Annotated in this window: 38 protein-coding genes; 2 read left to right on the top strand and 36 right to left on the bottom strand. The window is 61.8% G+C overall.

Annotated elements, in window-relative coordinates; translation table 11 throughout:
• Positions 1–88: 88 nt before the first annotated feature.
• Both yihA and hemB read left to right on the top strand, forming a co-directional pair.
• Complete coding sequence (gene yihA, locus MYA_RS01500; protein ID WP_011883012.1) at positions 89–748, top strand: ribosome biogenesis GTP-binding protein YihA/YsxC; 660 nt, start codon at positions 89–91, stop codon at positions 746–748.
• Positions 749–1,002: 254 nt separating this feature from the next.
• Complete coding sequence (hemB, locus tag MYA_RS01495; RefSeq protein ID WP_011883011.1) at positions 1,003–2,001, top strand: porphobilinogen synthase; 999 nt, start codon at positions 1,003–1,005, stop codon at positions 1,999–2,001.
• Positions 2,002–2,101: 100 nt separating this feature from the next.
• On the opposite strand, the gene dsbD is transcribed toward hemB, so the two are convergent.
• The 36 genes from dsbD to recQ form a co-directional block, all read right to left on the bottom strand.
• Positions 2,102–3,946, bottom strand: a complete 1,845-nt coding sequence (dsbD, locus tag MYA_RS01490; protein ID WP_041493736.1) for a protein-disulfide reductase DsbD — start codon at positions 3,944–3,946, stop codon at positions 2,102–2,104.
• Positions 3,939–4,262, bottom strand: coding sequence for a divalent-cation tolerance protein CutA (gene cutA, locus MYA_RS01485; RefSeq protein ID WP_014722285.1), 324 nt, complete (start codon positions 4,260–4,262; stop codon positions 3,939–3,941). The genes dsbD and cutA overlap by 8 nt, the downstream gene beginning before the upstream one ends.
• A 199-nt stretch (positions 4,263–4,461) precedes the next feature.
• Entirely contained in the window at positions 4,462–4,857 is a 396-nt protein-coding gene (gene rplQ / locus MYA_RS01480; protein ID WP_006477175.1) for a 50S ribosomal protein L17, read from the bottom strand.
• Between the two features lie 148 nt (positions 4,858–5,005).
• Complete coding sequence (locus MYA_RS01475; protein ID WP_006477176.1) at positions 5,006–5,983, bottom strand: DNA-directed RNA polymerase subunit alpha; 978 nt, start codon at positions 5,981–5,983, stop codon at positions 5,006–5,008.
• Between the two features lie 124 nt (positions 5,984–6,107).
• Positions 6,108–6,731 carry a 30S ribosomal protein S4 gene (gene rpsD, locus MYA_RS01470; protein WP_014722284.1) on the bottom strand — a complete coding sequence of 208 codons (624 nt, stop codon included), beginning with the start codon at positions 6,729–6,731 and terminating at the stop codon, positions 6,108–6,110.
• Between the two features lie 155 nt (positions 6,732–6,886).
• Complete coding sequence (rpsK, locus tag MYA_RS01465) at positions 6,887–7,288, bottom strand: 30S ribosomal protein S11 (protein WP_004197937.1); 402 nt, start codon at positions 7,286–7,288, stop codon at positions 6,887–6,889.
• 28 nt (positions 7,289–7,316) lie between these two features.
• The gene (gene rpsM / locus MYA_RS01460; protein WP_006752933.1) at positions 7,317–7,682 is read right to left on the bottom strand and encodes a 30S ribosomal protein S13; all 366 of its coding nucleotides are present in this window, start codon (positions 7,680–7,682) and stop codon (positions 7,317–7,319) included.
• A gap of 38 nt (positions 7,683–7,720) precedes the next feature.
• The gene (gene rpmJ / locus MYA_RS01455; protein ID WP_004199844.1) at positions 7,721–7,837 is read right to left on the bottom strand and encodes a 50S ribosomal protein L36; all 117 of its coding nucleotides are present in this window, start codon (positions 7,835–7,837) and stop codon (positions 7,721–7,723) included.
• 20 nt (positions 7,838–7,857) lie between these two features.
• On the bottom strand, positions 7,858–8,076 hold the full coding sequence (gene infA, locus MYA_RS01450) for a translation initiation factor IF-1 (protein WP_004521905.1): 219 nt from the start codon (positions 8,074–8,076) through the stop codon (positions 7,858–7,860).
• Positions 8,077–8,085: 9 nt separating this feature from the next.
• Positions 8,086–9,435, bottom strand: a complete 1,350-nt coding sequence (secY, locus tag MYA_RS01445) for a preprotein translocase subunit SecY (protein ID WP_006400642.1) — start codon at positions 9,433–9,435, stop codon at positions 8,086–8,088.
• 42 nt (positions 9,436–9,477) lie between these two features.
• Entirely contained in the window at positions 9,478–9,912 is a 435-nt protein-coding gene (gene rplO, locus MYA_RS01440; RefSeq protein ID WP_006482880.1) for a 50S ribosomal protein L15, read from the bottom strand.
• 26 nt (positions 9,913–9,938) lie between these two features.
• A complete protein-coding gene (gene rpmD / locus MYA_RS01435; protein WP_006400644.1) occupies positions 9,939–10,121 on the bottom strand; it encodes a 50S ribosomal protein L30 in 183 nt (60 codons plus the stop codon).
• A gap of 15 nt (positions 10,122–10,136) precedes the next feature.
• Positions 10,137–10,655 carry a 30S ribosomal protein S5 gene (gene rpsE / locus MYA_RS01430; protein ID WP_006752931.1) on the bottom strand — a complete coding sequence of 173 codons (519 nt, stop codon included), beginning with the start codon at positions 10,653–10,655 and terminating at the stop codon, positions 10,137–10,139.
• A 15-nt stretch (positions 10,656–10,670) separates the two neighbouring features.
• On the bottom strand, positions 10,671–11,036 hold the full coding sequence (gene rplR, locus MYA_RS01425) for a 50S ribosomal protein L18 (protein ID WP_006477183.1): 366 nt from the start codon (positions 11,034–11,036) through the stop codon (positions 10,671–10,673).
• 12 nt (positions 11,037–11,048) lie between these two features.
• On the bottom strand, positions 11,049–11,579 hold the full coding sequence (rplF, locus tag MYA_RS01420) for a 50S ribosomal protein L6 (protein WP_011883007.1): 531 nt from the start codon (positions 11,577–11,579) through the stop codon (positions 11,049–11,051).
• 18 nt (positions 11,580–11,597) lie between these two features.
• Positions 11,598–11,993: a 30S ribosomal protein S8 gene (gene rpsH, locus MYA_RS01415; protein ID WP_006477185.1), complete on the bottom strand. Its 396-nt coding sequence runs from the start codon at positions 11,991–11,993 to the stop codon at positions 11,598–11,600.
• A 14-nt stretch (positions 11,994–12,007) separates the two neighbouring features.
• Complete coding sequence (gene rpsN / locus MYA_RS01410; protein ID WP_011883006.1) at positions 12,008–12,313, bottom strand: 30S ribosomal protein S14; 306 nt, start codon at positions 12,311–12,313, stop codon at positions 12,008–12,010.
• A gap of 7 nt (positions 12,314–12,320) precedes the next feature.
• On the bottom strand, positions 12,321–12,860 hold the full coding sequence (gene rplE / locus MYA_RS01405) for a 50S ribosomal protein L5 (RefSeq protein ID WP_011883005.1): 540 nt from the start codon (positions 12,858–12,860) through the stop codon (positions 12,321–12,323).
• Between the two features lie 16 nt (positions 12,861–12,876).
• On the bottom strand, positions 12,877–13,185 hold the full coding sequence (rplX, locus tag MYA_RS01400) for a 50S ribosomal protein L24 (protein WP_006477187.1): 309 nt from the start codon (positions 13,183–13,185) through the stop codon (positions 12,877–12,879).
• Positions 13,186–13,194: 9 nt separating this feature from the next.
• Positions 13,195–13,563 carry a 50S ribosomal protein L14 gene (rplN, locus tag MYA_RS01395; RefSeq protein WP_006752929.1) on the bottom strand — a complete coding sequence of 123 codons (369 nt, stop codon included), beginning with the start codon at positions 13,561–13,563 and terminating at the stop codon, positions 13,195–13,197.
• 309 nt (positions 13,564–13,872) lie between these two features.
• A complete protein-coding gene (gene rpsQ / locus MYA_RS01390; protein ID WP_006752928.1) occupies positions 13,873–14,145 on the bottom strand; it encodes a 30S ribosomal protein S17 in 273 nt (90 codons plus the stop codon).
• The gene (rpmC, locus tag MYA_RS01385) at positions 14,142–14,336 is read right to left on the bottom strand and encodes a 50S ribosomal protein L29 (protein WP_006400652.1); all 195 of its coding nucleotides are present in this window, start codon (positions 14,334–14,336) and stop codon (positions 14,142–14,144) included. Before rpmC ends, rpsQ begins: the two co-directional genes overlap by 4 nt.
• Before the next feature lie 9 nt (positions 14,337–14,345).
• Positions 14,346–14,762, bottom strand: coding sequence for a 50S ribosomal protein L16 (gene rplP / locus MYA_RS01380; RefSeq protein ID WP_006482873.1), 417 nt, complete (start codon positions 14,760–14,762; stop codon positions 14,346–14,348).
• Between the two features lie 2 nt (positions 14,763–14,764).
• Positions 14,765–15,565 carry a 30S ribosomal protein S3 gene (gene rpsC, locus MYA_RS01375; protein WP_006482899.1) on the bottom strand — a complete coding sequence of 267 codons (801 nt, stop codon included), beginning with the start codon at positions 15,563–15,565 and terminating at the stop codon, positions 14,765–14,767.
• An 11-nt stretch (positions 15,566–15,576) separates the two neighbouring features.
• On the bottom strand, positions 15,577–15,906 hold the full coding sequence (gene rplV / locus MYA_RS01370; RefSeq protein WP_004199272.1) for a 50S ribosomal protein L22: 330 nt from the start codon (positions 15,904–15,906) through the stop codon (positions 15,577–15,579).
• Positions 15,907–15,918: 12 nt separating this feature from the next.
• Positions 15,919–16,194 (bottom strand): 30S ribosomal protein S19, encoded by a 276-nt coding sequence (rpsS, locus tag MYA_RS01365; RefSeq protein WP_004199273.1) that lies wholly within the window; start codon positions 16,192–16,194, stop codon positions 15,919–15,921.
• Between the two features lie 10 nt (positions 16,195–16,204).
• Entirely contained in the window at positions 16,205–17,032 is an 828-nt protein-coding gene (gene rplB, locus MYA_RS01360; protein ID WP_011883004.1) for a 50S ribosomal protein L2, read from the bottom strand.
• Between the two features lie 2 nt (positions 17,033–17,034).
• Positions 17,035–17,349 (bottom strand): 50S ribosomal protein L23, encoded by a 315-nt coding sequence (gene rplW / locus MYA_RS01355; RefSeq protein WP_004199275.1) that lies wholly within the window; start codon positions 17,347–17,349, stop codon positions 17,035–17,037.
• Positions 17,346–17,966, bottom strand: a complete 621-nt coding sequence (gene rplD, locus MYA_RS01350; protein ID WP_006477192.1) for a 50S ribosomal protein L4 — start codon at positions 17,964–17,966, stop codon at positions 17,346–17,348. Before rplD ends, rplW begins: the two co-directional genes overlap by 4 nt.
• On the bottom strand, positions 17,966–18,616 hold the full coding sequence (gene rplC, locus MYA_RS01345; RefSeq protein WP_006752926.1) for a 50S ribosomal protein L3: 651 nt from the start codon (positions 18,614–18,616) through the stop codon (positions 17,966–17,968). Before rplC ends, rplD begins: the two co-directional genes overlap by 1 nt.
• A gap of 178 nt (positions 18,617–18,794) precedes the next feature.
• Positions 18,795–19,106, bottom strand: a complete 312-nt coding sequence (gene rpsJ / locus MYA_RS01340) for a 30S ribosomal protein S10 (protein WP_004199280.1) — start codon at positions 19,104–19,106, stop codon at positions 18,795–18,797.
• 281 nt (positions 19,107–19,387) lie between these two features.
• Positions 19,388–20,578, bottom strand: a complete 1,191-nt coding sequence (gene tuf, locus MYA_RS01335; protein WP_011882996.1) for an elongation factor Tu — start codon at positions 20,576–20,578, stop codon at positions 19,388–19,390.
• Between the two features lie 42 nt (positions 20,579–20,620).
• Positions 20,621–22,723 (bottom strand): elongation factor G, encoded by a 2,103-nt coding sequence (gene fusA / locus MYA_RS01330; protein ID WP_011883003.1) that lies wholly within the window; start codon positions 22,721–22,723, stop codon positions 20,621–20,623.
• Positions 22,724–22,845: 122 nt separating this feature from the next.
• Positions 22,846–23,316, bottom strand: a complete 471-nt coding sequence (gene rpsG / locus MYA_RS01325) for a 30S ribosomal protein S7 (RefSeq protein WP_006477195.1) — start codon at positions 23,314–23,316, stop codon at positions 22,846–22,848.
• A gap of 172 nt (positions 23,317–23,488) precedes the next feature.
• Positions 23,489–23,869, bottom strand: coding sequence for a 30S ribosomal protein S12 (gene rpsL / locus MYA_RS01320; RefSeq protein ID WP_006400662.1), 381 nt, complete (start codon positions 23,867–23,869; stop codon positions 23,489–23,491).
• Positions 23,870–24,140: 271 nt separating this feature from the next.
• Entirely contained in the window at positions 24,141–25,991 is a 1,851-nt protein-coding gene (gene recQ, locus MYA_RS01315; RefSeq protein WP_011883002.1) for a DNA helicase RecQ, read from the bottom strand.
• Between the last annotated feature and the right edge of the window lie 87 nt (positions 25,992–26,078).

Below are 26,078 nucleotides of genomic sequence, written 5' to 3'. Positions count from 1 at the left end.
ACAATATCGCGTTGAAAGCTCCCGCGCCTATCGGGGCTACCCCGCCTCCACCAAGCGGCTCGCGCCGCCCGTCCCACCGGTTTCCCCCATGGCCTTTTTGCTCCATCAAGCTCGCTTCTACACGACCGTCAACCATCTGCGCGACCTGCCGCCGACGGTGCAGCCGGAAATCGCATTCGCGGGCCGTTCGAATGCCGGCAAATCGACGGCGATCAACGTGCTGTGCAATCAGAAGCGACTCGCGTTCGCGTCGAAGACGCCCGGTCGCACGCAGCACATCAACTACTTCTCGGTCGGCCCCGCCGCGGAGCCCGTCGCGAACCTCGTCGACCTGCCCGGCTACGGCTATGCGGAAGTGCCCGGGGCCGCGAAGGCCCACTGGGAAATGCTGCTGTCGTCCTATCTCGCGACGCGCTCGCAGCTCTGCGGCCTGATCCTGATGATGGATTCGCGCCGCCCGCTGACCGACCTCGATCGCCGGATGATCGAGTGGTTCGCCCCGACCGGCAAGCCGATCCACACGCTGCTGACGAAGTGCGACAAATTGACGCGACAAGAGAGCATCAACGCGCTGCGCAACACGCAGAAAGGGCTCGACGCGTACCGCGACCAGGGCGTGAAGGGCAAGCTGACCGTCCAGCTGTTCTCGGCGCTGAAGCGCACGGGGCTCGACGAGGCGCACGAATTGATCGAGAGCTGGCTGCGGCCGTCCGTCGCCGACGCAGAAGGCGCACCTGTAGCACAATGAACGGGCAGCGCTCGGCCGGCAGCGGCCGGGCGCACCTGACGGTGTCTGCGGATTCGGCCGGCTCATAAAAAAACCCGCCGTCGAACGGCGGGTCAAACAGCCTAATCGAAAAACGACAGGCACCCGCTCAGGGAGGAGAAGCGGGGAGCAGCACGCAACGCGCGCCGCTCGATCGCTATCATATACCAACGATCTCGAAAATGACCTAAGGGATCCGTAAGGTCCTTCTTGCCCCGATTTCATTCACATCGCACATGAGCTTCCATCCTCTTCATCGTCCGCGCCGCATGCGCCGCGACGACTTCTCCCGGCGCCTGATGCGCGAAAACCGCCTGACCACCGACGATCTGATCTATCCGGTGTTCGTCGTCGACGGCACCAACCAACGTCAGCCGGTGCCGTCGATGCCGGGCGTCGAGCGCGTGTCGGTCGATCTGCTGATGCACGTCGCCGAACAGTGCGTCGAACTCGGCGTGCCCGTGCTGTCGCTGTTTCCGGCCATCGAAACGTCGCTGAAAACGCCTGACGGCCGCGAGGCGGCCAACCCGGAAGGGCTGATTCCGCGCGCGGTGCGCGAGCTGAAGAAGCGCTTCCCCGAACTCGGCGTGCTGACCGACGTCGCGCTCGATCCGTACACGAGCCACGGCCAGGACGGCGTGCTCGACGAGAACGGCTACGTGATCAACGACGACACGATCGAAATCCTGATCGAACAGGCGCGCGCGCAGGCGGAAGCCGGCGTCGACATCGTCGCGCCGTCCGACATGATGGATGGCCGCATCGGCGCAGTGCGTGAAATGCTCGAAAGCGACGGGCATATCCATACGCGCATCATGGCCTATTCGGCCAAGTTCGCGTCCGCGTTCTACGGTCCGTTCCGCGACGCGGTCGGCTCGGCGTCGAATCTGGGCAAGGGCAACAAGATGACCTACCAGATGGACCCGGCGAACAGCGACGAAGCGTTGCGCGAGGTGCGCCTCGACATCGACGAAGGCGCCGACATGGTGATGGTCAAACCGGGCATGCCGTATCTCGACATCGTGCGCCGCGTGAAGGACGAGTTCCGCTTCCCGACGTACGTGTACCAGGTGAGCGGCGAATACGCGATGCTGAAGGCGGCCGCGATGAACGGCTGGCTCGACCACGACAAGGTCGTGCTCGAATCGCTGCTCGCATTCAAGCGTGCGGGCGCCGACGGCGTGCTCACGTACTTCGCGCTCGATGCGGCACGGCTGCTGAAGGCGCAGCGCTGAGCCGCGCTGCCGATCGGCACGCAAGATGAAAAAACGGCGGGACACTTCGGTGTCCCGCCGTTTTTTTGTGCGCTGGGCGGCCAGGTCGGTCCAGGTCGGATCAGACCGTCGGCGCCGCCGCGCGATCGAGGCTGCGCAGGAACGTGTCGGCCGCCTGATAGCCGACCACCCGGCCGATTTCGTTACCGTTGCGATCGAAGAAGATGATGCCCGGCGGGCCGAACAGGTTGAACCGCTTGAGCAGTGCCTGATCGTCGGAATTGTTCGCGGTGACGTCCGCGCGCACCAGATGCAGCTGCGCGAGCCGCGCCTGCACGCGGGAATCGGTGAACGTCAGATGCTCCATCTCCTTGCAGCTCACGCACCAGTCCGCATAGAAATCGAGCATCACGGGCCGGCTCGACGCCTTCAGCAGCGCATCGAGCTCCCCGCTGGAGCGCACCGCCGCGAACGCGGACGCGGCCTGACCAGCCGCTTGCCCGGGCGCCGACGCCGCAGCGCCCGACGCAACCGTACGCGCGGCCAGCACGGCGAGCGGCTTCACCGGATCGGTCGAACCGGCGGCCAGGCCGACGAGCAGCGTCGCCGCCCAGATCGCGAGCGCCGCGCCGAGGCCGCGGCCGAACCGACGCCAGATGGACGCGGCTCCGGCATGGGGCGTGAACAGTCCGAGCGCCGCTGCGGCGATCAGCAACCACAACGCGGCGAGCATCATCTTCAGGCCGCCCGCCAGCACCGGCCATACGATCCAGAGCGCGGCGGCGAGCAGCACGATGCCGAAGAACACCTTGACGCCATCCATCCATGCGCCGGCGCGCGGCAGCACCGTGCCGGCGCCGAGCCCCACGACGAGCAGCGGCACGCCGAGCCCGAGCCCCATGGCGAACAGCGCCGCGCCGCCGAGGAACGCGTTGCCGGTGTGCGCGATGAAGGCGAGCACCGCGAACAGCGGCGCCGTCATGCATGCGCCGACGACCAGCGCCGACAGCGCACCCATCGCGGCAACCGCGGCGAAATGGCCGCCCTGGCGCGCGCTGGACACCTGCGCCGCGCCGTTCTGCCAGCGCGCCGGCAGCATGAGGTCCTTGCCGGAGATCAGCGACACCGCGAACGCGGTCAGCAGCAAGCCGAAGGCGCCGAGCACCCAAGGATTCTGCAGCCACGCGCCGAGGCTCTGGCCGACCAGCGCGGCGGCGATGCCGAGCGCCGTATAGACGAGCGCCATGCCGACCACATACGTCAGCGACAGCGCAAAGCCGCGCGCATGCGTTGCGCGCGTGCCCTGGCCGATGATGATCGCGGAGACGATCGGAATCATCGGGTACGAACACGGCAGCAGGCTCAACACGACGCCTGCGACGAAATACAGCGCGACGATCGTGAGGAAGCCGTGCCCCTCGAGCAGCGATTGCGCGAAATCCGCGCTGGTGACCTTGTCGAACCAGCTGCCCGATGCGGCCGCGCCGTCAGCCGCTGCGGCCGCGCCGAGCGCCGCGCCGTCGATCTTCACGACGTGTTCGGCGGGCGGGTAGCAGATCCCTTCGTCGGCGCACCCTTGCGACGTCACCGTGAGCTCGAACGGCCCGGCCGCCTGCTTGACCGGCACGTGGACCACGACGTCGTCGCGATAGGTTTCGACTTCCTTCTGGAACGTCTGGTCGAACTTCACGTGGCCGGGCGGAAACTGCGGCGCACCGAGCGTCGCATTGCCGCTCTTCACCGCGAACGCGAACCGCTCGCGGTAAAGGTAATAGCCGTTGGCGATCTTGAAGCGGACGTCGACCTGTCCCGGGGCTTCGCTCGCGCTGAACTTGAATGCGACCGACGGATCGAGAAAATCGTCGGCCGCGCGCGCGACCGACAGGCCGCCCAGCACCAGCACGAACGACAACAGAGCCGCGAATGCGCGCAGCGCGCGCACGGAAAGCGCCATACCGTTAAACATGAAATAGACGTTGAGTTTCGCTCGTCACCCACTGGCCGTACGCGGCAGAGGCCGCGGCCTGCCACGAGACGATTTCGGGCGTCTCGTAAGGATGATGCGCGAGGATGAATCGCTCCAGTTCCAGCGAGCGCACCGCGCTCGTCTTGAACAGCAACTGGATCTCGTCGGCCGTTTCGACCTTGCCCTGCCAGTGATAGCGCGACTTGATCGTACCGAGCTCCGATACGCAGGCGGCAAGCCGCGCGTCGAGCGCGCCGGTGGCGAGGGCCTCAGCCGTTGCTGCATCGGGCACCGTCGTCAGCATCAACACCACCATACGCACTCTCCTGGCTGATTTCCGCGCTTCGGCCGCCCGCTGCGCGCACCTCGCGCCCTCGACAGCCCCTTATCGTAGCGCAGCGCGCGCAACGTTGCCGGCAGCGGCCGGTGAAAATCGATCGCGACGCGGCGCCGCCAAAAAGCAAAAAGGGCCAAGCAATTGCTCGGCCCTTTCGGATTCTGCTACGTACCGAAGCTTATTCAGCTTCTTGCACGTTTTCCGTTTCGTCGACTTCCGGACGATCGAGCAGCTCGACCAGTGCCATCGGTGCGTTGTCGCCGACGCGGAAGCCGAACTTCAGCACGCGCAGGTAGCCGCCCGGACGGTTCGCGAAACGCGGACCGAGGACGTCGAACAGCTTCGCGACCGAGTCACGATCGCGCAGGCGGTTGAATGCCAGGCGACGGTTTGCCAGCGACGGCTTCTTGCCGAGCGTGATCAGCGGCTCGACGACTTTACGGAGTTCCTTCGCCTTCGGCAGCGTCGTCTTGATGACTTCGTGCTCGATCAGCGAGTTGGACATGTTACGGAGCATAGCCAGACGGTGGCTGCTCGTGCGGTTCAGTTTCCGCAGACCATGACGATGGCGCATTTCAGTTTCCTTGATTCAAAGTTTTGATCCAGCTCTTCTATCGCACCTCGACGGGTGCACGGGCCGGTAACGAAAAAGGCAAGATGCGGATTTTAAAGGAAAATCCGCATCTTTGCCAACTACGACTACAGCGCAGCTACAGTCGGGCTTACTTGTCGAGACCAGCCGGCGGCCAGTTTTCGAGCTTCATGCCCAGCGTGAGGCCGCGCGAAGCCAGCACTTCCTTGATCTCGTTCAGCGACTTGCGACCGAGGTTCGGCGTCTTCAGCAGTTCGTTTTCCGTGCGCTGGATCAGGTCGCCGATGTAGTAGATGTTCTCGGCCTTCAGGCAGTTCGCGGAACGAACCGTCAGCTCGAGATCGTCCACCGGACGCAGCAGGATCGGATCGATCTGCGGTGCACGCGACGGTGCTTCGGCAGCCGTTTCCGTGCCTTCCAGCGCCGCGAACACGGACAGCTGGTCGACCAGGATGCGGGCCGATTGACGGATCGCCTCTTCCGGGGTGATCACGCCGCTCGTCTCGATGTTCATCACGAGCTTGTCGAGGTCGGTACGCTGCTCGACACGTGCGCTTTCGACTGCATAGCTCACGCGGCGAACCGGCGAGAACGATGCGTCGAGGACGATGCGGCCGATGATCTTGGCCGTGTCTTCGCCGTAGCGACGAACGTTGCCCGGCACGTAGCCGCGACCCTTCTCGATCTTGATCTGAACGTCGAGCTTGCCGCCCTTCGACAGATGTGCGATCACGTGATTCGGGTTGATGACTTCGCAATCGTGCGCGAGCTCGATATCGCCGGCCGTGACGACGCCTTCGCCTTCCTTGCGCAGCGTGACCGTGACTTCGTCACGGTTGTGCAGCTTGAACACCACGCCCTTCAGGTTCAGCAGCAGGTTGACCACGTCTTCCTGCACGCCGTCGAGCGTCGAATACTCGTGCACCACGCCGGCGATCGTCACTTCGGTCGGCGCGTAGCCGACCATCGACGACAGCAGCACGCGGCGCAGCGCGTTGCCCAAGGTGTGGCCGTAACCGCGTTCGAACGGTTCCATGACCACCCTCGCGTGGTTCTCGCCCAGCGATTCCACGGCGATGATCTTGGGTTTCAGCAAACTGGTTTGCATGGGCTTTCCTTTTCAATACCCTCGGCTCGTTACACCGATAAGGCTGACCGGTAACAACCAGAAAATAAACAGCCGAGGCCCCTCCTTGCGAAACGCAATCGGGGTACCTCGGCCGTCAATCGGATTAACGCGAATACAATTCGACGATCAGGCTTTCGTTGATGTCGCCTGCGATGTCAGCGCGTTCCGGCATTTGCTTGAACGTGCCTTCGAACTTCTTCGCATCGACTGCAACCCAGCTCGGCATGCCGCCTTGCTCGGCGAGCGACAGCGCTTCGATGATACGCGCCTGCTTCTTCGCCTTTTCGCGGATCGCGATCACGTCGCCAGCCTTCACTTGTTGCGACGGCACGTTCGCGACGACGCCGTTCACGGTGATCGACTTGTGGCTCACCAGCTGACGCGCTTCTGCGCGGGTCGAGCCGAAGCCCATGCGATACACGACGTTGTCGAGACGCGACTCGAGCAGTTGCAGCAGGTTTTCACCCGTGTTGCCCTTGCGGCGGTCGGCTTCAGCGAAGTAGCGGCGGAACTGACGTTCCAGCACGCCGTAGATACGCTTGACCTTTTGCTTTTCGCGCAGCTGCGTACCATAGTCGGACGTACGAGCGCCCGAGGTACGGCCGTGCTGACCCGGCTTGCTGTCGAGCTTGCACTTGTCGGCGAGCGAGCGGCGCGCGCTCTTCAGGAACAGGTCGGTGCCTTCACGGCGGGACAGCTTGGCCTTGGGGCCGATATAACGTGCCACGTTGCATTCCTTTATCAATCGGTCACGCGGATCGAAATCCGCGCTAGTTCGCGCCCTTTGGGGCGAACGGTGGGCTTAGTCAATCAAAAAAGCAACGCCCGTCGGCGCTATGCGACGACAGGCAATGCGCCAGCACGAACGTGCCAGCAGCATTCTTAGATACGACGGCGCTTCGGCGGACGGCAGCCGTTGTGCGGAATCGGGGTGACGTCCGAAATCGCGGTGATCTTGATGCCGAGGCCGTGCAGTGCGCGCACTGCCGACTCACGACCCGGGCCCGGGCCCTTGATCCGCACTTCCAGATTCTTCACGCCATATTCCATCGCCACACGACCGGCCGACTCAGCAGCAACCTGAGCAGCGAACGGCGTCGACTTGCGCGAGCCCTTGAAGCCCTGGCCGCCCGACGTCGCCCATGCCAGAGCATTGCCCTGACGATCGGTGATCGTGATGATCGTGTTGTTGAACGACGCGTGAACGTGCACCACGCCTTCAGCGACGTTCTTCTTGACCTTCTTGCGAACGCGTTGCGCCGCGGTGTTCGAAGCCTTAGCCATTACGTTTTCCTGTAACTGTCAGTTCCGCTTACTTCTTCAGCGCTTGCGCTGCACGACGCGGACCCTTGCGGGTACGTGCGTTCGTACGCGTACGCTGACCACGCATCGGCAGGCCCTTGCGATGACGAACACCACGGTAGCAACCGAGGTCCATCAGGCGCTTGATGTTCATCGTCACTTCACGGCGCAGGTCGCCTTCGACGATGAACTTGCCCACTTCCTCACGCAGCTTTTCGAGGTCTGCGTCGGTCAGGTCCTTGACCTTCTTCGAGAATTCCACGCCAGCTGCCGAGCAGATGCTGCGCGAGCGCGTGCGGCCGATACCGAAGATTGCCGTCAGGCCGATCTCGGTATGCTGGTGATTCGGGATGTTAACCCCTGCGATACGAGCCATTGTTTTTCCTCAAACAAAAAGCGCAAACAAACGCGCGGTCAGCCTTGGCGCTGCTTGTGGCGCGGATCCGAGCTGCAGATCACGCGAACGACGCCTTTGCGCTTGATGATCTTGCAATTGCGGCAAATGCGCTTAACCGATGCCATCACTTTCATGATAATACCCTTTTTTCAAATCACTTCGCCCGGAACACGATCCGCGCACGAGACAGATCGTAAGGCGTCAATTCAACCGTGACCTTGTCGCCCGGCAAGATACGGATGTAGTGCATCCGCATCTTCCCGGAGATATGCCCCAACACGACATGGCCGTTTTCCAGCTTCACACGGAAGGTCGCATTCGGGAGGTTTTCGATCACCTCACCCTGCATCTGGATTACATCGTCTTTGGCCATAGTCCTTAATTAACGCATTGGGATGTTGCCGCCCTTGAAGTTTGCCTTCTTGAGCAGCGACTCATACTGTTGCGACATAACGTACGACTGCACCTGCGCCATGAAGTCCATCGTGACGACGACAATGATCAGCAGCGACGTTCCACCAAAATAAAACGGCACGTTCCAGCGCAGCACCAGGAATTCCGGCAGCAAACAAACGAAGACGATGTAGATCGCACCGGCCAGCGTCAGACGCGTGAGGATGCGGTCGATATATCGCGCGGTTTGGTCGCCCGGACGGATGCCAGGAACGAACGCCCCGCTCTTCTTCAGGTTGTCCGCGGTTTCCCTGCTGTTGAACACCAGTGCGGTGTAGAAGAAGCAGAAAAACACGATCGCCAGCGTGTACAGCAGCACATAGACCGGCTGGCCCGGCTTCAGCGCCTCCGCGACGTTATGCAACGTGTTGGAGATCCAGCTTCCCGACGGTTGACCCGTGCTGAACCAGCCGAGAATCGTGGCCGGGAACAGGATGATCGACGATGCGAAGATCGGCGGAATCACGCCCGACATGTTCAGCTTCAGCGGCAAGTGCGACGACTGGCCACCGTAGATCTTGTTGCCGACCTGGCGCTTCGCGTAGTTCACGAGGATCTTGCGCTGCCCGCGTTCGATGAACACGACCAGGTAAGTCACCGCGGCGATCAGAACGACGATGATGATCGCCGAAATGATGCTCATCGAACCCGTACGCACCAGCTCGAACAGCCCACCGACGGCATTCGGGAACCCTGCTGCGATCCCGCCGAAGATGATGATCGAGATGCCGTTGCCGAGACCACGCTCGGTGATCTGCTCACCCAGCCACATCAGGAACATCGTGCCGGTAACCAGCGTCACGACCGTCGTCAGCCGGAACAGCATGCCGGGATCGATCACGAGGCCAGGCTGGTTTTCCAGCGCAGCCGCGATACCGAACGCTTGGAAGGTCGCGAGCACCACGGTGAAATACCGCGTGTACTGCGTGATCTTCCGTTGCCCTGCCTGCCCTTCCTTCTTCAGCGCCTCGAGCTGCGGCGAGACGATCGCCAGCAACTGCATGATGATCGATGCCGAGATGTACGGCATGATCCCCAGCGCGAAGATCGTGAAGCGGGACAGTGCGCCACCCGAGAACATGTTGAACATGCCCAGGATGCCGCCCGCCTGACTCTGGAACAGCTTCGCCAGTTGATCCGGATCGATGCCCGGCACGGGGATGTGCGCGCCGATGCGATAGACGATCAGCGCCAGGAGCAGGAACATCGCTCGCCGACGCAGATCGCCGAATTTCGCCGTGCTTCGACCGGGTTTTGCAAGACTCGGGCTGTTAGCCAAGTACCTTCTCCGATGAATGCAAGTAACGACGCGCTACGCGTGTCACTCGGCGAACGAACCGCCAGCCGCTTCGATCGCAGCGCGCGCACCCTTGGTGGCGCCCAGACCCTTCACGACGATCTTGCGCTTCAGTTCGCCCGTCGCGATGATCTTTGCGCTCTTCGTCAGCTCGCCGACCAGGCCGGCTTGCTTCAGTGCGAGCAGATCGATTTCATCGACCGGCAGCTTCTCGAGGTCGCCCAGGCGCACTTCACCGACGAATTCCTTCGTCAGCGACGTGAAGCCGCGCTTCGGCAGACGACGTTGCAGCGGCATCTGACCGCCTTCGAAACCGACTTTGTGGAAGCCGCCCGAACGCGATTTCTGCCCCTTGTGACCACGGCCAGCCGTCTTGCCGAGGCCCGAACCGATGCCGCGGCCGACGCGACGCTTGGCGTGCTTTGCACCAGCGGCCGGCTTCAGGTTATTCAATTCCATATCAACTCCTTGATCCGTAGGGCCGCTTACGCGATGACCTTAACGAGGTACGAGACCTTGTTGATCATGCCGCGGACCGCCGGCGTATCCTGCAGCTCGCTAACCGAGTTGAGTCGGCGCAGGCCCAGGCCACGCACGGTCGCACGGTGCGATTCGCGGGTCCCGATCAGGCTCTTCACGAGCTGAACCTTGACAGTTTTTTCAGACATGGTGACCACCCGGGCTTAGCCCAAAATATCTTCGACGGACTTGCCGCGCTTCGCCGCGATGTCTGCCGGGGTCGACTGCTTGCGCAGACCGTCCAGCGTGGCGCGAACGAGGTTGTACGGGTTCGTCGAACCGTGGCTCTTCGCCACGACGTTCTGCACGCCCATCACGTCGAACACTGCGCGCATCGGGCCGCCGGCGATCACGCCCGTACCTGCCTTCGCCGGAGCGAGGAGGACTGCGGATGCGCCATGCTTGCCGTGCACTTCGTGCTGCAGCGTGCCGTTCTTGAGCGGCACCTTGAACATGTTGCGGCGAGCCTGTTCCATTGCCTTCTGGACAGCGACCGGCACTTCCTTCGCCTTGCCCTTGCCCATACCGATGCGGCCATCACCATCGCCGACCACGGTCAGTGCGGCGAAGCCGAGAATACGGCCACCCTTCACGACCTTGGTCACGCGATTGACCGAAATCATCTTTTCGCGAAGGCCGTCGTCGCGTTCGTCAGCCTGAACTTTCGCTTGCATCTTTGCCATGACGAATTCCTTCCCTTAGAACTTGAGCCCAGCTTCGCGAGCTGCCTCAGCCAGCGCCTTGACGCGGCCGTGGTAGCGGAAGCCCGAGCGGTCGAAGGCGACGGATTCGATGCCGGCAGCCTTTGCCTTTTCGGCAATACGCTTGCCGATCAGCGTCGCGGCATTAACGTTGCCGCCCTTGCCCGACTTGTCGGCGAGTTCGGCGCGCACTTCTGCTTCGAGCGTCGACGCGCTGGCGAGCACCTTGGTGCCGCAGGGCGAGAACACTTGAGCGTAGATGTGCGTGTTCGTGCGATGCACGGCGAGACGCGCGACCTGCAGCTCAGCGATCTTGATACGCGTCTGGCGAGCGCGGCGCAGGCGAGATTGAGTCTTATCCATGATTGCGCACCCTTACTTCTTCTTCGTTTCTTTGAGGATCACAACCTCGTCGGAATAGCGCACGCCCTTGCCCTTGTAGGGCTCCGGCGGACGGTAACCGCGAACTTCCGCAGCTACTTGACCGACTTGTTGCTTGTTGATCCCCTTGATCACGATTTCGGTTTGCGTCGGAGTTTCAGCCTTGACGCCTTCCGGCATCTGGTGCACCACCGGGTGCGAGAAACCCAGCGACAGGTTCAGCTTGTCGCCTTGCGCTTGCGCACGGTAACCGACGCCAACCAGCGTCAGCTTGCGCTCGAAACCCTTGGTCACGCCGTGCACGGCGTTCGCGATGATCGCGCGCATCGTGCCCGACATTGCGTTTGCTTCGCGGCTTTCGTTGACCGGCGCCAGATTCAGCGTGCCGTCGTTGTTCGCCACGTTCACGAGCGGATTCACCGGCTGCGTGATGGTGCCCAGCGGGCCCTTGACGGTGATCGCACCGTCGGCCAGCTTGACTTCCGCGCCTTGCAGCGCGATCGGGCTCTTACCTACTCGAGACATGTTTCTCTCTCCTCGGCTTTAAGCGACGTAGCAGATGACTTCGCCGCCGACGCCGGTAGCGCGCGCCTTGCGGTCGGTCATCACGCCCTTCGGCGTCGAAACGATTGCCACGCCCAGGCCGTTCATGACCTGCGGAATGTCGTTACGACCGCGGTACACGCGCAGACCAGGCTTCGACACGCGCTCGAGGCGTTCGATGACCGGGCGACCTGCGTAGTACTTCAGCGCGATATTCAGTTCGGACTTCGCACCTTCCGCCTTCACGGCGAAATCGTCGATATAACCTTCGTCCTTCAGGACTTGCGCGATTGCAACCTTGACCTTCGACGAGGGCATCGCGACCGATACCTTCTCGACCATCTGCGCGTTGCGGATGCGAGTCAGCATATCGGCGATAGGATCACTCATGCTCATTTACGTTTCTCCTATTACCAGCTCGCCTTGGTCAGGCCAGGAATCTCGCCACGGAATGCGATTTCACGAATCTTGTTGCGCGCGAGGCCGAATTTACGGAACGTGCCACGCGGACGGCCCGTGATCGCGCAGCGGTTACGCTGGCGGGTCGGGTTCGAGTTGCGGGGCAGTTGCTGCAGCTCCAGGCGTGCTTCGTAGCGCTCTTCTTCCGACTTGCTTTGGTCTTCGACGATCGCCTTCAGCGCTTCGCGCTTTGCTGCGAACTTCGCGACCAGGCGGGCGCGCTTCTTTTCACGTTCGATCAGTGCCAGTTTAGCCACGGTAACCTCAGTTTCTGAACGGGAACTTGAAGCTGGCGAGCAGAGCCTTTGCTTCGTCGTCGGTCTTCGCAGTCGTCGTGATGCTGATGTTCAGCCCACGCAGTGCGTCGATCTTGTCGTAGTCGATTTCGGGGAAAATGATCTGCTCTTTCACACCGATGTTGTAGTTGCCGCGGCCATCGAAGGCACGACCCGACACGCCGCGGAAGTCACGCACGCGGGGCAGGGCAACGGTCACGAAACGGTCGAGGAATTCGTACATCGCACGGCCGCGCAGCGTCACCATCGCGCCGATGGGATAGCCCTGGCGGATCTTGAAGCCTGCGATTGCCTTGCGTGCCTTCGTGACGACCGGCTTCTGACCGGCGATCTTCGTGAGGTCGCCAACGGCGTTCTCAATGACCTTCTTGTCAGCGATCGCTTCGCCAAGACCCATGTTCAGCGTGATCTTGGTGATGCGCGGCACTTCCATGACCGACTTGTAACCGAACTTCTCGATCAGGCCGGGCACAACCTTTTCTTTGTAAAACTCTTGAAAACGAGCCATTTTTTACTCCGCTGCGTCAGGCGCTCAGTACGGCACCGGTCGTCTTCAGGAAGCGAACCTTCTTGCCTTCCTCGACCTTGATGCCAACACGCGACGCCTTGCCATTCGCGTCGACCAGTGCGACGTTCGAAATATGCAGGGGCATCGTCTTCGCTTCCACGCCGCCCGTCGTACCCTTCATCGGGTTCGGCTTCACATGCTTCTTGACGAGGTTGATACCCTCAACCGTCACATGTTCAGCACCGACAGCCAGCACGACGCCGCGCTTGCCCTTGTCCTTGCCAGTGACGACGATCACTTCGTCACCTTTGCGAATCTTGTTCATCGCGACTCCTTACAGCACTTCCGGCGCCAGCGAAACGATCTTCATGAATCGTTCGCTACGCAGCTCACGCGTCACCGGCCCGAAAATGCGGGTGCCGATCGGCTCAAGCTTGTTATTCAAAAGCACAGCGGCGTTGCCGTCGAACTTGATCAGCGAGCCGTCTTGACGGCGAACACCCTTGGCGGTGCGGACCACCACGGCGTTGTAGATTTCGCCTTTCTTCACGCGCCCGCGCGGCGTTGCTTCTTTGACGGTCACCTTGATGATGTCGCCAATGCCGGCATAACGACGCTTCGAGCCGCCGAGCACCTTGATGCACATGACTTCACGCGCACCCGTGTTGTCGGCTACTTCGAGCCGAGATTCGGTCTGGATCATGGTTTGTCTTTCCCAACTTAATCCGGATGCACCACCATGATGCATACGGTCAGTCTTGGTCCCGTCAGCCAATCGGCTGCTTGGGTTGGAACAGCAGCGACGGCAAACGAAACCCGCCATCGCAATTCGGTGAATCTTTCGGACAGGCTGGCGCCAGTCCGCTTCCCCCACCAACTTCGCCCGCGACGGGGCTCCCATAAAGAGGGAAGACCGGGATTATAACAAATAATCCCGGTCACGCAAGCAAAAACTTTGCGATTTCAAGCACTTCATGGCGAAGTGCCTGTTACTGCCTACTGCTCTGCCCGCTTAGATGACGCGAGCTGCTTCGACGAGGCGCGACACCGTCCAGGCCTTCGTCTTCGAAACAGGACGGGTTTCCTGGATTTCGACGAGATCGCCTTCGTTGCAGGTGTTCGCTTCATCGTGCGCGTGGTACTTCTTCGAACGCACGACATACTTGCCGTAGATCGGGTGCTTGACGCGGTGCTCGATCAGCACGGTGACGGTCTTGTCCATCTTGTTGCTGACGACCCGACCGACCAGCGTCCGCTTCAGCGAGGTTTTCACGCTATCGTTCATTTCTGGTTCGCCTTCTGAGTCATGACGGTCCGCACACGTGCGATGTCGCGACGAACCTTCTTCAGCTGGCTCGTGTTCGTGAGCTGCTGGGTCGCGAGTTGCATGCGCAGGCCGAATTGCGCCTTCAGCAGGTCCGCCAGCTCCTTGTTGAGCGCGGCCTGGTCTTTCTGGAGAAGTTCGGAAGCCTTCATGTTTTCTCCTTAGGCGCCGAGCTGGCGCACGATGAACGCCGTCTTCAGCGGCAGCTTCGCTGCAGCCAGACGGAACGCTTCGCGTGCCAGTTCTTCGGTTACGCCGTCCATTTCATAGAGCATCTTGCCCGGCTGGATCTCGGCGACGTAGTACTCCGGGTTACCCTTACCGTTACCCATACGCACTTCGGCCGGCTTTTGCGAGATCGGCTTGTCCGGGAAGATCCGGATCCAGATGCGGCCGCCACGCTTGATGTGACGCGTCATTGCACGACGCGCTGCTTCAATTTGACGCGCGGTCAAACGGCCGCGACCGATCGCCTTCAGGCCGAATTCACCGAACGACACCGCGTTGCCGCGCGTCGCCTTGCCGGTGTTACGACCCTTCTGCTCTTTGCGATACTTCCTGCGTTTCGGTTGCAGCATCGTTATTCTCCAGTCTTGCCGTCTTCCGGCTTGCCGGCGCCGCGGCGCGGTGCGCCACGACGAGCACCCGGAGCGCCGCCTTCGCCGTCACGGCGCGGACGACGGTCGCCCGGACGCGCATTGCGACGCGGACGCTTGTCTTCGGCTACTTCTTCGACCACCGGCGCGTCATTGCGGCCGAGCGTGTCGCCCTTGTAAACCCAAACCTTGACACCGATGATGCCGTAGGTCGTCTTCGCTTCCGAGGTTGCGTAGTCGATATCGGCGCGCAGCGTGTGAAGGGGCACGCGACCTTCGCGATACCACTCCGTACGAGCGATTTCGATACCGTTCAGACGGCCTGCGCTCATGATCTTGATGCCCTGGGCACCCAGACGCATCGCGTTCTGCATCGCACGCTTCATCGCGCGACGGAACATGATCCGGCGCTCGAGCTGTTGCGTGATCGAGTCAGCGATCAGTTGAGCATCGGTTTCCGGCTTGCGGATCTCTTCGATGTTGACGTGAACCGGCACGCCCATGCGGCGTTGCAGTTCCGTCTTCAGCTGTTCGATATCCTCGCCCTTCTTGCCGATGACGACGCCCGGACGCGAGCTGTAAATCGTGATGCGCGCGTTCTTTGCCGGACGCTCGATGACGACCCGACCGACCGAAGCGTTCTTCAGCTTCTTCTTCAGGTATTCACGAACACCGATGTCTTCCTGCAGCATCGCCGCGAAATTGTTGTTGTTCGCGTACCAACGCGAAGCCCAATTGCGGCTGACAGCCAGGCGGAAGCCAGTCGGATGAATTTTCTGTCCCATCGTATGGCTCCTTAATTCCCGACCGTCACAGTGATGTGACAGGATTGCTTCTCGATGCGGTTACCGCGGCCCTTGGCGCGCGCGGTGAAACGCTTGAGCGATGCAGCCTTGTCGACGTAGATGCTCTTGATCTTGAGCTCGTCGATATCGGCGCCTTCGTTGTGCTCCGCATTCGCGATTGCCGACAGCACAACCTTCTTCACGATGCCAGCCGCCTTCTTCGGCGAGAACGTCAGAACGTTCAGCGCCTTGTCGACCGGCAAACCGCGGATCTGGTCAGCCACAAGGCGCGTTTTTTGCGCCGAGATGCGGGCACCGCGATGAATTGCTTTCACTTCCATCTTGATTGCCCCTTATTTCTTGGCCTTCTTGTCGGCTGCGTGACCCTTGAACGTACGGGTCAGTGCGAACTCGCCAAGCTTGTGGCCGACCATGTTTTCCGAGATGTACACCGGAACGTGTTGACGGCCGTTGTGAACAGCGATCGTCAGGCCGATGAAATCCGGCAGAATCGTCGAGCGACGCGACCAGGTCTTGATCGGCTTTTTGTCGCGCGAAGCTGCAGCCGCCTCAACTTTCTTCAGCAAATGGGCGTCGCAGAACGGACCTTTTTTTACAGAACGTGCCATTGCCTACTCCTTAACGCTTGTGACGGCGCTGGACGATCATCGTCGTCGTGCGCTTGTTGCTGCGGGTGCGATAACCCTTGGTCGGCGTGCCCCACGGGCTCACCGGATCGCGACCTGCAGCCGTCTTGCCCTCACCACCACCGTGCGGGTGATCGACCGGGTTCATCGCAACGCCACGCACCGTCGGGCGGATACCGCGCCAGCGGTTCGCGCCAGCCTTGCCGATCTGGCGCAGGCTATGCTCTTCGTTGCCGACTTCACCGATCGTTGCACGGCACTCGATGTGCACGCGGCGGATTTCGCCCGAGCGCAGACGAACCTGCGCGTAGACGCCTTCACGCGCCAGCAGCATGGCCGACGTGCCAGCCGAACGCGCCATTTGCGCGCCCTTGCCCGGCAGCATCTCGATGCAGTGGATCGTCGTACCGACCGGAATGTTGCGGATCGGCAGCGTGTTGCCTGCACGGATCGGCGCTTCCGAACCCGACATCAGCTGTTGGCCGACGGTCAGGCCCTTCGGGGCGATGATGTAGCGACGTTCGCCGTCAGCGTAGAGCACCAGCGCAATGTTCGCGCTGCGGTTCGGGTCGTACTCGAGACGCTCGACCTTTGCCGGAATGCCATCCTTCGTGCGACGGAAGTCGACGATACGATAGTGATGCTTGTGACCACCGCCCTTATGGCGGGTGGTGATGCGGCCGTTGTTGTTACGGCCGGCGGTCGAGCTCTGCGTGTCGAGCAGTGCCGCGTGCGGCTTGCCCTGGTGCAGATCCTTGTTGACCACCTTGACCATCGCGCGGCGACCCGGCGAAGTCGGTTTAACTTTCACGATTGCCATGATTACTTGGCCTCCGCTTCAAAGTTGATTTCCTGGCCGGGCTTCAGGCAAACGTACGCCTTCTTCACGTCCTTGCGACGGCCCATCGAACGGCCGAAGCGCTTTTGCTTGCCCTTCTGAACCAGCACGTTGACCGAATCAACCTCAACCTTGAACAGCAGCTCGACAGCCGCCTTCACTTCCTGCTTCGTGGCATCCGGTGCGACTTCGAACACGACCTGCTCGTTCTTGTCGGCAACCAGCGTCGCCTTTTCGGAAATCACCGGTGCGAGCAGGACCTGCATCAAACGATGATCGTTCTTGCGAATCTCGCTCATGACAGCAACTCCTCGATCTGGGCGACCGCAGCCTTCGTGACCAGCACTTTCTTGAAGTAGATCAGCGACAGCGGGTCAGCGTAGCGCGGCTCGACAATCGCCACGTGCGGCAGGTTGCGCGAAGCCAGGTACAGGTTCTCGTCGACCGTATCCGTGATGATCAGGACGGAGTCGAGACCCATGGTCTTGAATTTGTCGGCCAGCAGCTTGGTCTTCGGCGCTTCGAGGATGATGTCCTCGACGACCGACAGACGGCCTTCACGGGCCAGCTGCGAGAAGATCGAGCAGAGACCTGCGCGATGCATCTTCTTGTTGACCTTGTGCGAGAAGTTCTCTTCCGGCGAGTTCGGGAAGATGCGACCACCGCCACGCCACAACGGGCTCGACGACATACCGGCACGAGCGCGGCCCGTACCCTTCTGACGCCACGGCTTCTTGGTGGTGTGCTTGACTTGCTCACGGTCCTTCTGTGCGCGGTTACCCTGGCGAGCATTCGCCTGGTACGCGACGACGACCTGGTGGATCAGCGCTTCGTTGTAGTCACGACCGAACACGACGTCCGACGCGTTGACCACTGCACCTTCCTGACCATTTTCGTTCAGGAGCTTGAGTTCCATTATTTCGCCCCCTTGGTCTTGACGGCCGGCGTCACGAAAACCTTGCCGCCCTTCGCGCCCGGAATCGCGCCCTTGACGAGCAGCAGCTTGCGCTCTGCGTCGATACGTGCGATTTCGAGGTTCTGCACCGTCACCGTAACGTCACCGAGGTGACCCGTCATGCGCTTACCCGGGAAAACGCGACCCGGATCCTGCGCCATACCGATCGAGCCCGGCACGTTGTGCGAGCGCGAGTTACCGTGCGTGGCACGGCCGGAGGAGAAGTTGTAACGCTTGATCGTACCGGCGTAGCCCTTACCGATCGACACGCCTTGCACGTCGACCTTTTGGCCCACTTCGAAAAGATCTGCACCGACCACGGCGCCATTCGACAGCTCGGCTGCCTTGGCCGCGTCAATGCGGAATTCCTTGAGGATTTCACCGGCTTCGACACCGGCTTTGGCGAGATGACCTGCCAGCGGCTTCGTCACGCGCGATGCGCGGCGGGAGCCGAATGCAACCTGCACGGCCGTGTAGCCGTCGGTTTCAACAGTCTTGATCTGCGTCACGCGGTTGTCCGACACGTCCAGCACGGTGACGGGAATCGAATCCCCTTCAGCCGTGAAGATACGGGTCATGCCAACCTTGCGACCTACGAGTCCAAGGCTCATCATTTTCTCCATTCCCGACTGCGATTGGTCGGGGCTGATTTACAAAATGCCGGGCACGCAAGGCCCGACTTTTTTACGCGAATGCGCGAAAAGCCAAGCAGTATAGCCCGACTCTTCGATTTCCGCAAGCAATACAAAGACTTAGCACCGCCCGGCAAGCCCGGCGGCGCCGGAAGCCTTACTGCAGCTTGATTTCCACGTCGACGCCTGCCGGCAGATCGAGCTTCATCAGCGCGTCAACCGTCTTGTCCGTCGGGTCGACGATGTCCATCAGGCGCTGGTGGGTACGGATTTCGAGCTGATCGCGCGACGTCTTGTTGACGTGCGGCGAACGCAGAATGTCAAAACGCTGAATGCGCGTCGGCAGCGGCACCGGGCCACGGACGATTGCGCCAGTCCGCTTCGCGGTATCGACGATCTCGGCAGCCGATTGATCGATCAGACGATAGTCGAAAGCCTTCAGGCGAATGCGGATTTTCTGTTGCTGCATGACGATTCCTTGAAAAGAGCGAGGCGATCTTGCATCGCCGGACACTAAAAGAACGCGAGACCTGTTGCCTGCGGGGAGCGAGGCGACACGTCCCGAACGGTACTTCCACTGCTAAGCCCGCGATTCTACACGAAAAATCAAAGCGGTGGCGTGCATATGTCAATACCGCGCTGCGTGCACCACAAAAAAAACGGGCGCCAGATCAAACTGGACACCCGGTTTCGACGGCACGACAGCTGCCGTGAGGCGCGAGCCCGCGAAGGGCCCGCGGATCGTCAATGTTACTCGATGATCTTGGCGACGACGCCAGCGCCGACGGTACGGCCGCCTTCGCGGATTGCGAAGCGCAGACCTTCTTCCATCGCGATCGGCGCAATCAGCTTCACCGTGATCGACACGTTGTCGCCCGGCATCACCATTTCCTTGTCCTTCGGCAGCTCGATCGAGCCCGTCACGTCCGTCGTACGGAAGTAGAACTGCGGACGGTAGTTGTTGAAGAACGGCGTATGACGGCCGCCTTCGTCCTTGCTCAGCACGTACACTTCAGCCGTGAAGTGCGTGTGCGGCGTGATCGAACCCGGCTTCGCCAGAACCTGGCCGCGCTCCACGTCTTCACGCTTCGTGCCGCGCAGCAGGATACCGACGTTGTCGCCTGCCTGACCTTGGTCCAGCAGCTTGCGGAACATTTCAACGCCCGTGCAGGTCGTCTTCACCGTCGGCTTGATACCGACGATTTCGATTTCCTCGCCGACCTTCACGATGCCGCGCTCGACGCGACCCGTCACCACCGTGCCGCGACCCGAGATCGAGAACACGTCTTCCACCGGCATCAGGAACGCGCCGTCAACCGCACGCTCCGGCGTCGGGATGTACGTGTCCAGTGCGTCTGCCAGGTTCATGATCGCCACTTCGCCCAGCTCGCCCGTGTCGCCTTCCAGCGCCAGCTTGGCCGAACCCTTCACGATCGGCGTGTCGTCGCCCGGGAAATCGTACTTCGACAGGAGTTCGCGAACTTCCATCTCGACCAGCTCGAGCAGTTCAGCGTCGTCCACCATGTCGCACTTGTTCAGGAACACGATGATGTACGGAACGCCAACCTGACGCGCCAGCAGGATGTGCTCGCGCGTTTGCGGCATCGGGCCGTCTGCTGCCGAGCAAACCAGGATCGCGCCGTCCATCTGCGCTGCGCCCGTGATCATGTTCTTCACGTAGTCGGCGTGGCCCGGGCAGTCGACGTGTGCGTAGTGGCGGTTCGCCGTTTCGTACTCGACGTGTGCCGTGTTGATCGTGATGCCGCGCGCCTTTTCTTCCGGTGCCGCGTCGATCTGGTCGTAGGCCTTCGCTTCGCCGCCGAACTTCTTCGTCAGCACCGTCGTGATCGCTGCCGTCAGCGTCGTCTTGCCGTGGTCAACGTGACCGATCGTACCAACGTTGACGTGCGGCTTGGTCCGCTCAAACTTTTCTTTTGCCATGATTCTCTTCTTTCAAAAAATATCGGTTGGGTAGCTTCAGATTTACTTCGACTTCGCGCTGATGATCGCGTCAGCAACGTTGCGCGGAGCTTCGGCGTAGTGCTTGAACTCCATCGTGTACGTTGCGCGACCTTGCGTCAGCGAGCGCAGCGACGTCGAGTAACCGAACATTTCCGACAGCGGCACTTCGGCGCGAACGATCTTGCCGCCGCCAACCATGTCTTCCATGCCCTGGACGATACCGCGACGGCCCGACAGGTCGCCCATCACGTTGCCCATGTAGTCTTCCGGCGTCTCGACTTCGACAGCCATCATCGGCTCGAGGACGACCGGGTTCGCCTTGCGCATTGCTTCCTTGAACGCCATCGAACCGGCCATGCGGAACGCATTTTCGTTCGAGTCGACGTCGTGGTACGAACCGAACGTCAGGTGAACCTTCACGTCGACGACCGGGAAGCCGGCCAGCACGCCCGACTTCAGCGTGTCCTGGATACCCTTGTCGACCGCCGGGATGTATTCACGCGGAATCACACCACCCTTGATCTCGTCGAAGAACTCGTAGCCCTTGCCCTGCTCGTTCGGCTCGAGCGTGATGACCGCGTGACCGTACTGGCCGCGACCACCCGACTGCTTGACGAACTTGCCGTCGACGTCCTTCGCCGTCGAACGGATCGTTTCGCGGTATGCAACCTGCGGCTTGCCGACGGTTGCTTCCACGCCGAATTCACGCTTCATCCGGTCGACCAGAATTTCGAGGTGGAGCTCGCCCATGCCCGAAATGATGGTCTGGCCCGATTCTTCGTCGGTCTGCACGCGGAACGACGGGTCTTCCTGCGCCAGACGGTTCAGCGCGAGGCCCATCTTTTCCTGGTCGGCCTTCGTCTTCGGCTCGACGGCCTGCGAAATCACCGGCTCCGGGAACACCATGCGTTCGAGAACGATCGGGTTCGCCGGGTCGCACAGCGTGTCGCCCGTGGTTGCTTCCTTCAGGCCGACCGCAGCGGCGATGTCGCCGGCGCGAACTTCCTTGATTTCTTCGCGCTGGTTCGCGTGCATCTGCAGAATCCGGCCGAGGCGTTCCTTCTTGCCCTTGGTCGAGTTCAGCAGCGTGTCGCCCGAGTTGACGACGCCCGAGTACACACGGAAGAAGATCAGCTGGCCGACGAACGGGTCGGTCATGATCTTGAACGCCAGCGACGAGAACTTCTCTTCGTCCGATGCCTTGCGCTCTGCCGCTTCACCGTTTTCGAGTTCGCCCTTGACCGGCGGAATGTCGACCGGCGACGGCAGGAAGTCGATCACGGCGTCGAGCATGCGCTGCACGCCCTTGTTCTTGAACGCGGTACCGCACAGCATCGGCTGGATTTCGCACGCGATCGTACGGTCGCGCAGCGCCTTGATGATGTCGGCTTCCGGCAGATCGCCTTCTTCCAGGTACTTGTTCATCAGGTCTTCGCTGGCTTCAGCAGCCGCTTCGACCATCTTTTCGCGCCATTCCTTGCAGGTTTCCGCGAGCTCGGCCGGGATGTCGACGTAGTCGAACTTCGTGCCTTGCGACGCTTCGTCCCAAATGATCGCCTTCATCTTGATCAGGTCGACCACGCCCTTGAAGTTTTCTTCCGAGCCGATCGGCACCACGACCGGAACCGGGTTCGCCTTCAGGCGCAGACGGAGCTGGTCGTAGACCTTGAAGAAGTTCGCGCCGGTACGGTCCATCTTGTTGACGAACGCGAGACGGGGCACCTTGTACTTGTTCGCCTGGCGCCACACCGTTTCCGACTGCGGCTGCACGCCGCCCACTGCGCAGTAGACCATGCACGCACCGTCGAGCACGCGCATCGAGCGCTCGACTTCGATCGTGAAGTCGACGTGGCCCGGGGTGTCGATGATGTTGATGCGGTGTTCCGGATAGTTGCCGCCCATGCCCTTCCAGAAGGCCGTGGTTGCAGCGGACGTGATCGTGATGCCACGCTCCTGTTCCTGCTCCATCCAGTCCATCGTTGCTGCGCCGTCGTGGACTTCACCGATCTTGTGGTTCACACCGGTGTAAAACAGAATGCGCTCGGTCGTCGTCGTCTTGCCGGCGTCGATGTGAGCGCTAATACCGATATTGCGGTAGCGCTCGATGGGAGTCTTGCGAGCCACTTTGATCCTCTACTGGGATGACGTGACGCAGCCCTGCTGCATCACGCCTCAACACAAACGGGCGAGGCGCCTGAAAAGCGCACCCGCCCGGAATTTATTTCCGCTACAGCCCAGCCAGGCGCTTAGAAACGGAAATGCGAGAACGCGCGGTTGGCTTCTGCCATGCGGTGAACTTCATCGCGCTTCTTCATCGCGCCGCCACGGCCTTCGGCCGCTTCGGAGAGTTCGCCTGCCAGACGCAGAGCCATCGACTTCTCGCTGCGCTTCTTCGCAGCCTCACGCAGCCAGCGCATCGCCAATGCCATACGACGCGACGGGCGCACTTCGACCGGAACTTGATAGTTGGCACCACCAACGCGGCGGCTCTTCACTTCGACCACCGGCTTCACGTTGTTGAGCGCAACGGTGAACACTTCCAGCGGGTCCTTGCCACCCTTGGTCTGGATCTGTTCGAATGCGCCATAAACGATGCGTTCTGCAACCGACTTCTTGCCGGACAGCATCAGCATGTTCATGAACTTGGCTACATCAACGTTGCCGAACTTCGGATCCGGCAACACTTCCCGCTTGGGGACTTCGCGACGACGCGGCATGATTCTTCCTTTACCTGTTCAGTTGGAGCTGCATCCAGCTCCGCGGCCACCAACAAACCCGATCACATCTTCACGACTAACCAGCTTGGCCGGGTGACCACTTACTCGACAGCACCGGCAATCCGGCACTCCCGCCTTGACCGCCCTGCGGCGATCCCTGATCAAAAACTGCTTACTTGGCAGCCTTTGCACGCTTCGCGCCGTACTTCGAGCGCGCTTGCTTACGGTCCTTGACGCCCTGGGTATCCAGCGAGCCGCGAACCATGTGGTAACGCACACCCGGCAAGTCCTTCACACGGCCGCCGCGGATCAGCACAACCGAGTGTTCCTGCAGGTTGTGGCCTTCACCGCCGATGTACGAAATCACTTCGAAGCCGTTCGTCAGACGAACCTTGGCAACCTTACGGAGTGCCGAGTTCGGCTTCTTCGGCGTCGTCGTGTACACACGGGTGCACACGCCGCGACGCTGGGGGCAGTCCTGCAGGGCCGGGCTCTTGCTCTTCGTCGTTTCCGACTGACGGCCTTTGCGAACCAGTTGGTTGATGGTTGGCATTGTTTATTCCTGAAATTGAACAAAATCTGCACACCGATTTCGGGCAAAGCGAAAATCGGCGCACAGTTGACTTCCGAACCGGCGATACGGGCACGAACCTTCGAACAGCGCTCGACGCGACTCGGCCCACCGAATACCGGAACCCAACATCATATTCCGGAAATACCAACTAAGTCAACGGCTTGCGTGATTTGCCGGGCGCGCGGCCGGTTTACGTCGACGGTTGGGACGGACACGGTCGTGCTGCCCGCGCGCCGCCGTCACGCTTCGATCACGCCGATTCGACGACGTCGATGATCTCGTCGCCGAAGCGTTCGAGCTTGCGCACGCCCATGCCGGGGATATGGCGCAGGTCTTCGATCGTCTCCGGCGCGTTGCGCGCGATTTCGGCGAGCGTCGCGTCGTGGAAGATCACATACGCCGGCACGCCGTCGGACTTCGCGGTTTCCGCGCGCCATGCACGCAGCGCGTCCCAGCGTGCCCGCTCGCGGGCGCCCATGCCGGCCGTCGGGTCGACGCGCGTGCCGCTGCGGCTGGACGACTGGCGCGAGGAGCGCTGCGGCTTCACGTAGCGGCGCAGCGTCACCTTCTCCTCATTCTTCAGCACCGGCTTCGCGGCCTCGGTCAGCACGAGCGCGCCGAAGCCCCCGTGATCGACGGCCAGATAGCCGTACGCGACCAGTTGCCGGAAAATCGCGCGCCACTCGGGCTCGGACAGCGCCGCGCCGATCCCGAAGGTGCTCAATTGATCGTGGCCACGCTGCAGGACCTTCTCGGTGCGCGCGCCGCGCAGGATCTCGATCAGATGGCTCGCGCCGAAATTGAAGCCGCTCGCGCGCTGCGCGCGGAACACGCACGACAGCGCCATCTGCGCCTCGCGCGTCGCATCCCACGAATCGGGCGGCTCGAGACAGGTATCGCAGTTGCCGCACGGCTCGCTCGCCTCGCCGAAGTAATTCAGCAAGCGCACGCGCCGGCACGAGATCGTCTCGCACAGCCCGAGCAGCGCGTCGAGCTTCGACGTTTGCACGCGCTTGTGCGCGTCGTCCGCATCGGATTCGTCGATCATCTTGCGCTGCTGCACGACGTCGCCGAGGCCGTACGCCATCCAGGCGTTCGCCGGCAAACCGTCGCGCCCGGCGCGGCCGGTTTCCTGGTAGTAGCCCTCGACGCTCTTCGGCAAATCGAGGTGCGCGACGAAGCGCACGTCGGGCTTGTCGATGCCCATGCCGAACGCGATCGTCGCGCACATCACGACGCCTTCTTCGCGCTGGAACATTTCCTGGTGCTTTTGCCGCACCTCGAACTCCATCCCCGCGTGATACGGCAGCGCGCGCACGCCTTGCGCCTTCAGCCATTCGGCCGTCTCCTCGACCTTGCGACGCGACAGGCAGTAGACGACGCCCGCGTCGGTCGTGCCGTCCGCGTTCGTGTGTTCGGCGCGGATGAAGTCGAGCAGCTGCGCGCGCGCGTTGTCCTTTTCGACGATCCGGTAGCGGATGTTCGGGCGGTCGAAGCTCGACACGAACACGCGCGCATCGTCGAGCGCGAGACGATGGATGATCTCGTCGCGCGTGATCGCGTCGGCGGTGGCCGTCAGCGCGATGCGCGGCACCGACGGGAAACGCTCGTGCAGCACCGACAGCTGGATGTATTCAGGCCGGAAATCGTGCCCCCACTGCGACACGCAGTGCGCCTCGTCGATCGCGAACAGGCCGATCCTCGCGCGCTCGAGCAGCTCGAGGAAGCGGCCGGTCATCAGACGCTCCGGCGCGACGTACAGCAGATCGATCTCGCCTTCGCGCAGCGCACGCTCGGTCGCGGCGGCCTCGGCACCGGACAGCGTCGAGTTCAGGTACGCGGCGCGCACGCCGACTTCGCGCAGCGCGGCGACCTGGTCCTGCATCAGCGCGATCAGCGGCGACACGACGATGCCGGCGCCCTGCCCGACCTCGCGGCGCAGCAGCGCAGGAATCTGGTAGCACAGCGACTTGCCGCCGCCCGTCGGCATCAGCACGAGGCAATCGCCGCCGCCGGCGACGTGTTCGACGATCTCGCCCTGCTGGCCGCGAAAGGCGGAATAACCGAAGACTTCGTCGAGGATTTCGAGGGCGCGGGACATGAATGAGAAATAGGACAGCGGAAGGATGACCGCAATTTTAACAACCCGCCCGCACAACGCACGGCGTATCGTGCAACGTCGGCCAAT

The organism is Burkholderia sp. KJ006, from assembly GCF_000262695.1.
Taxonomy (GTDB): domain Bacteria; phylum Pseudomonadota; class Gammaproteobacteria; order Burkholderiales; family Burkholderiaceae; genus Burkholderia; species Burkholderia vietnamiensis.
This window is presented reverse-complemented; position numbering and strand designations above follow the sequence as displayed.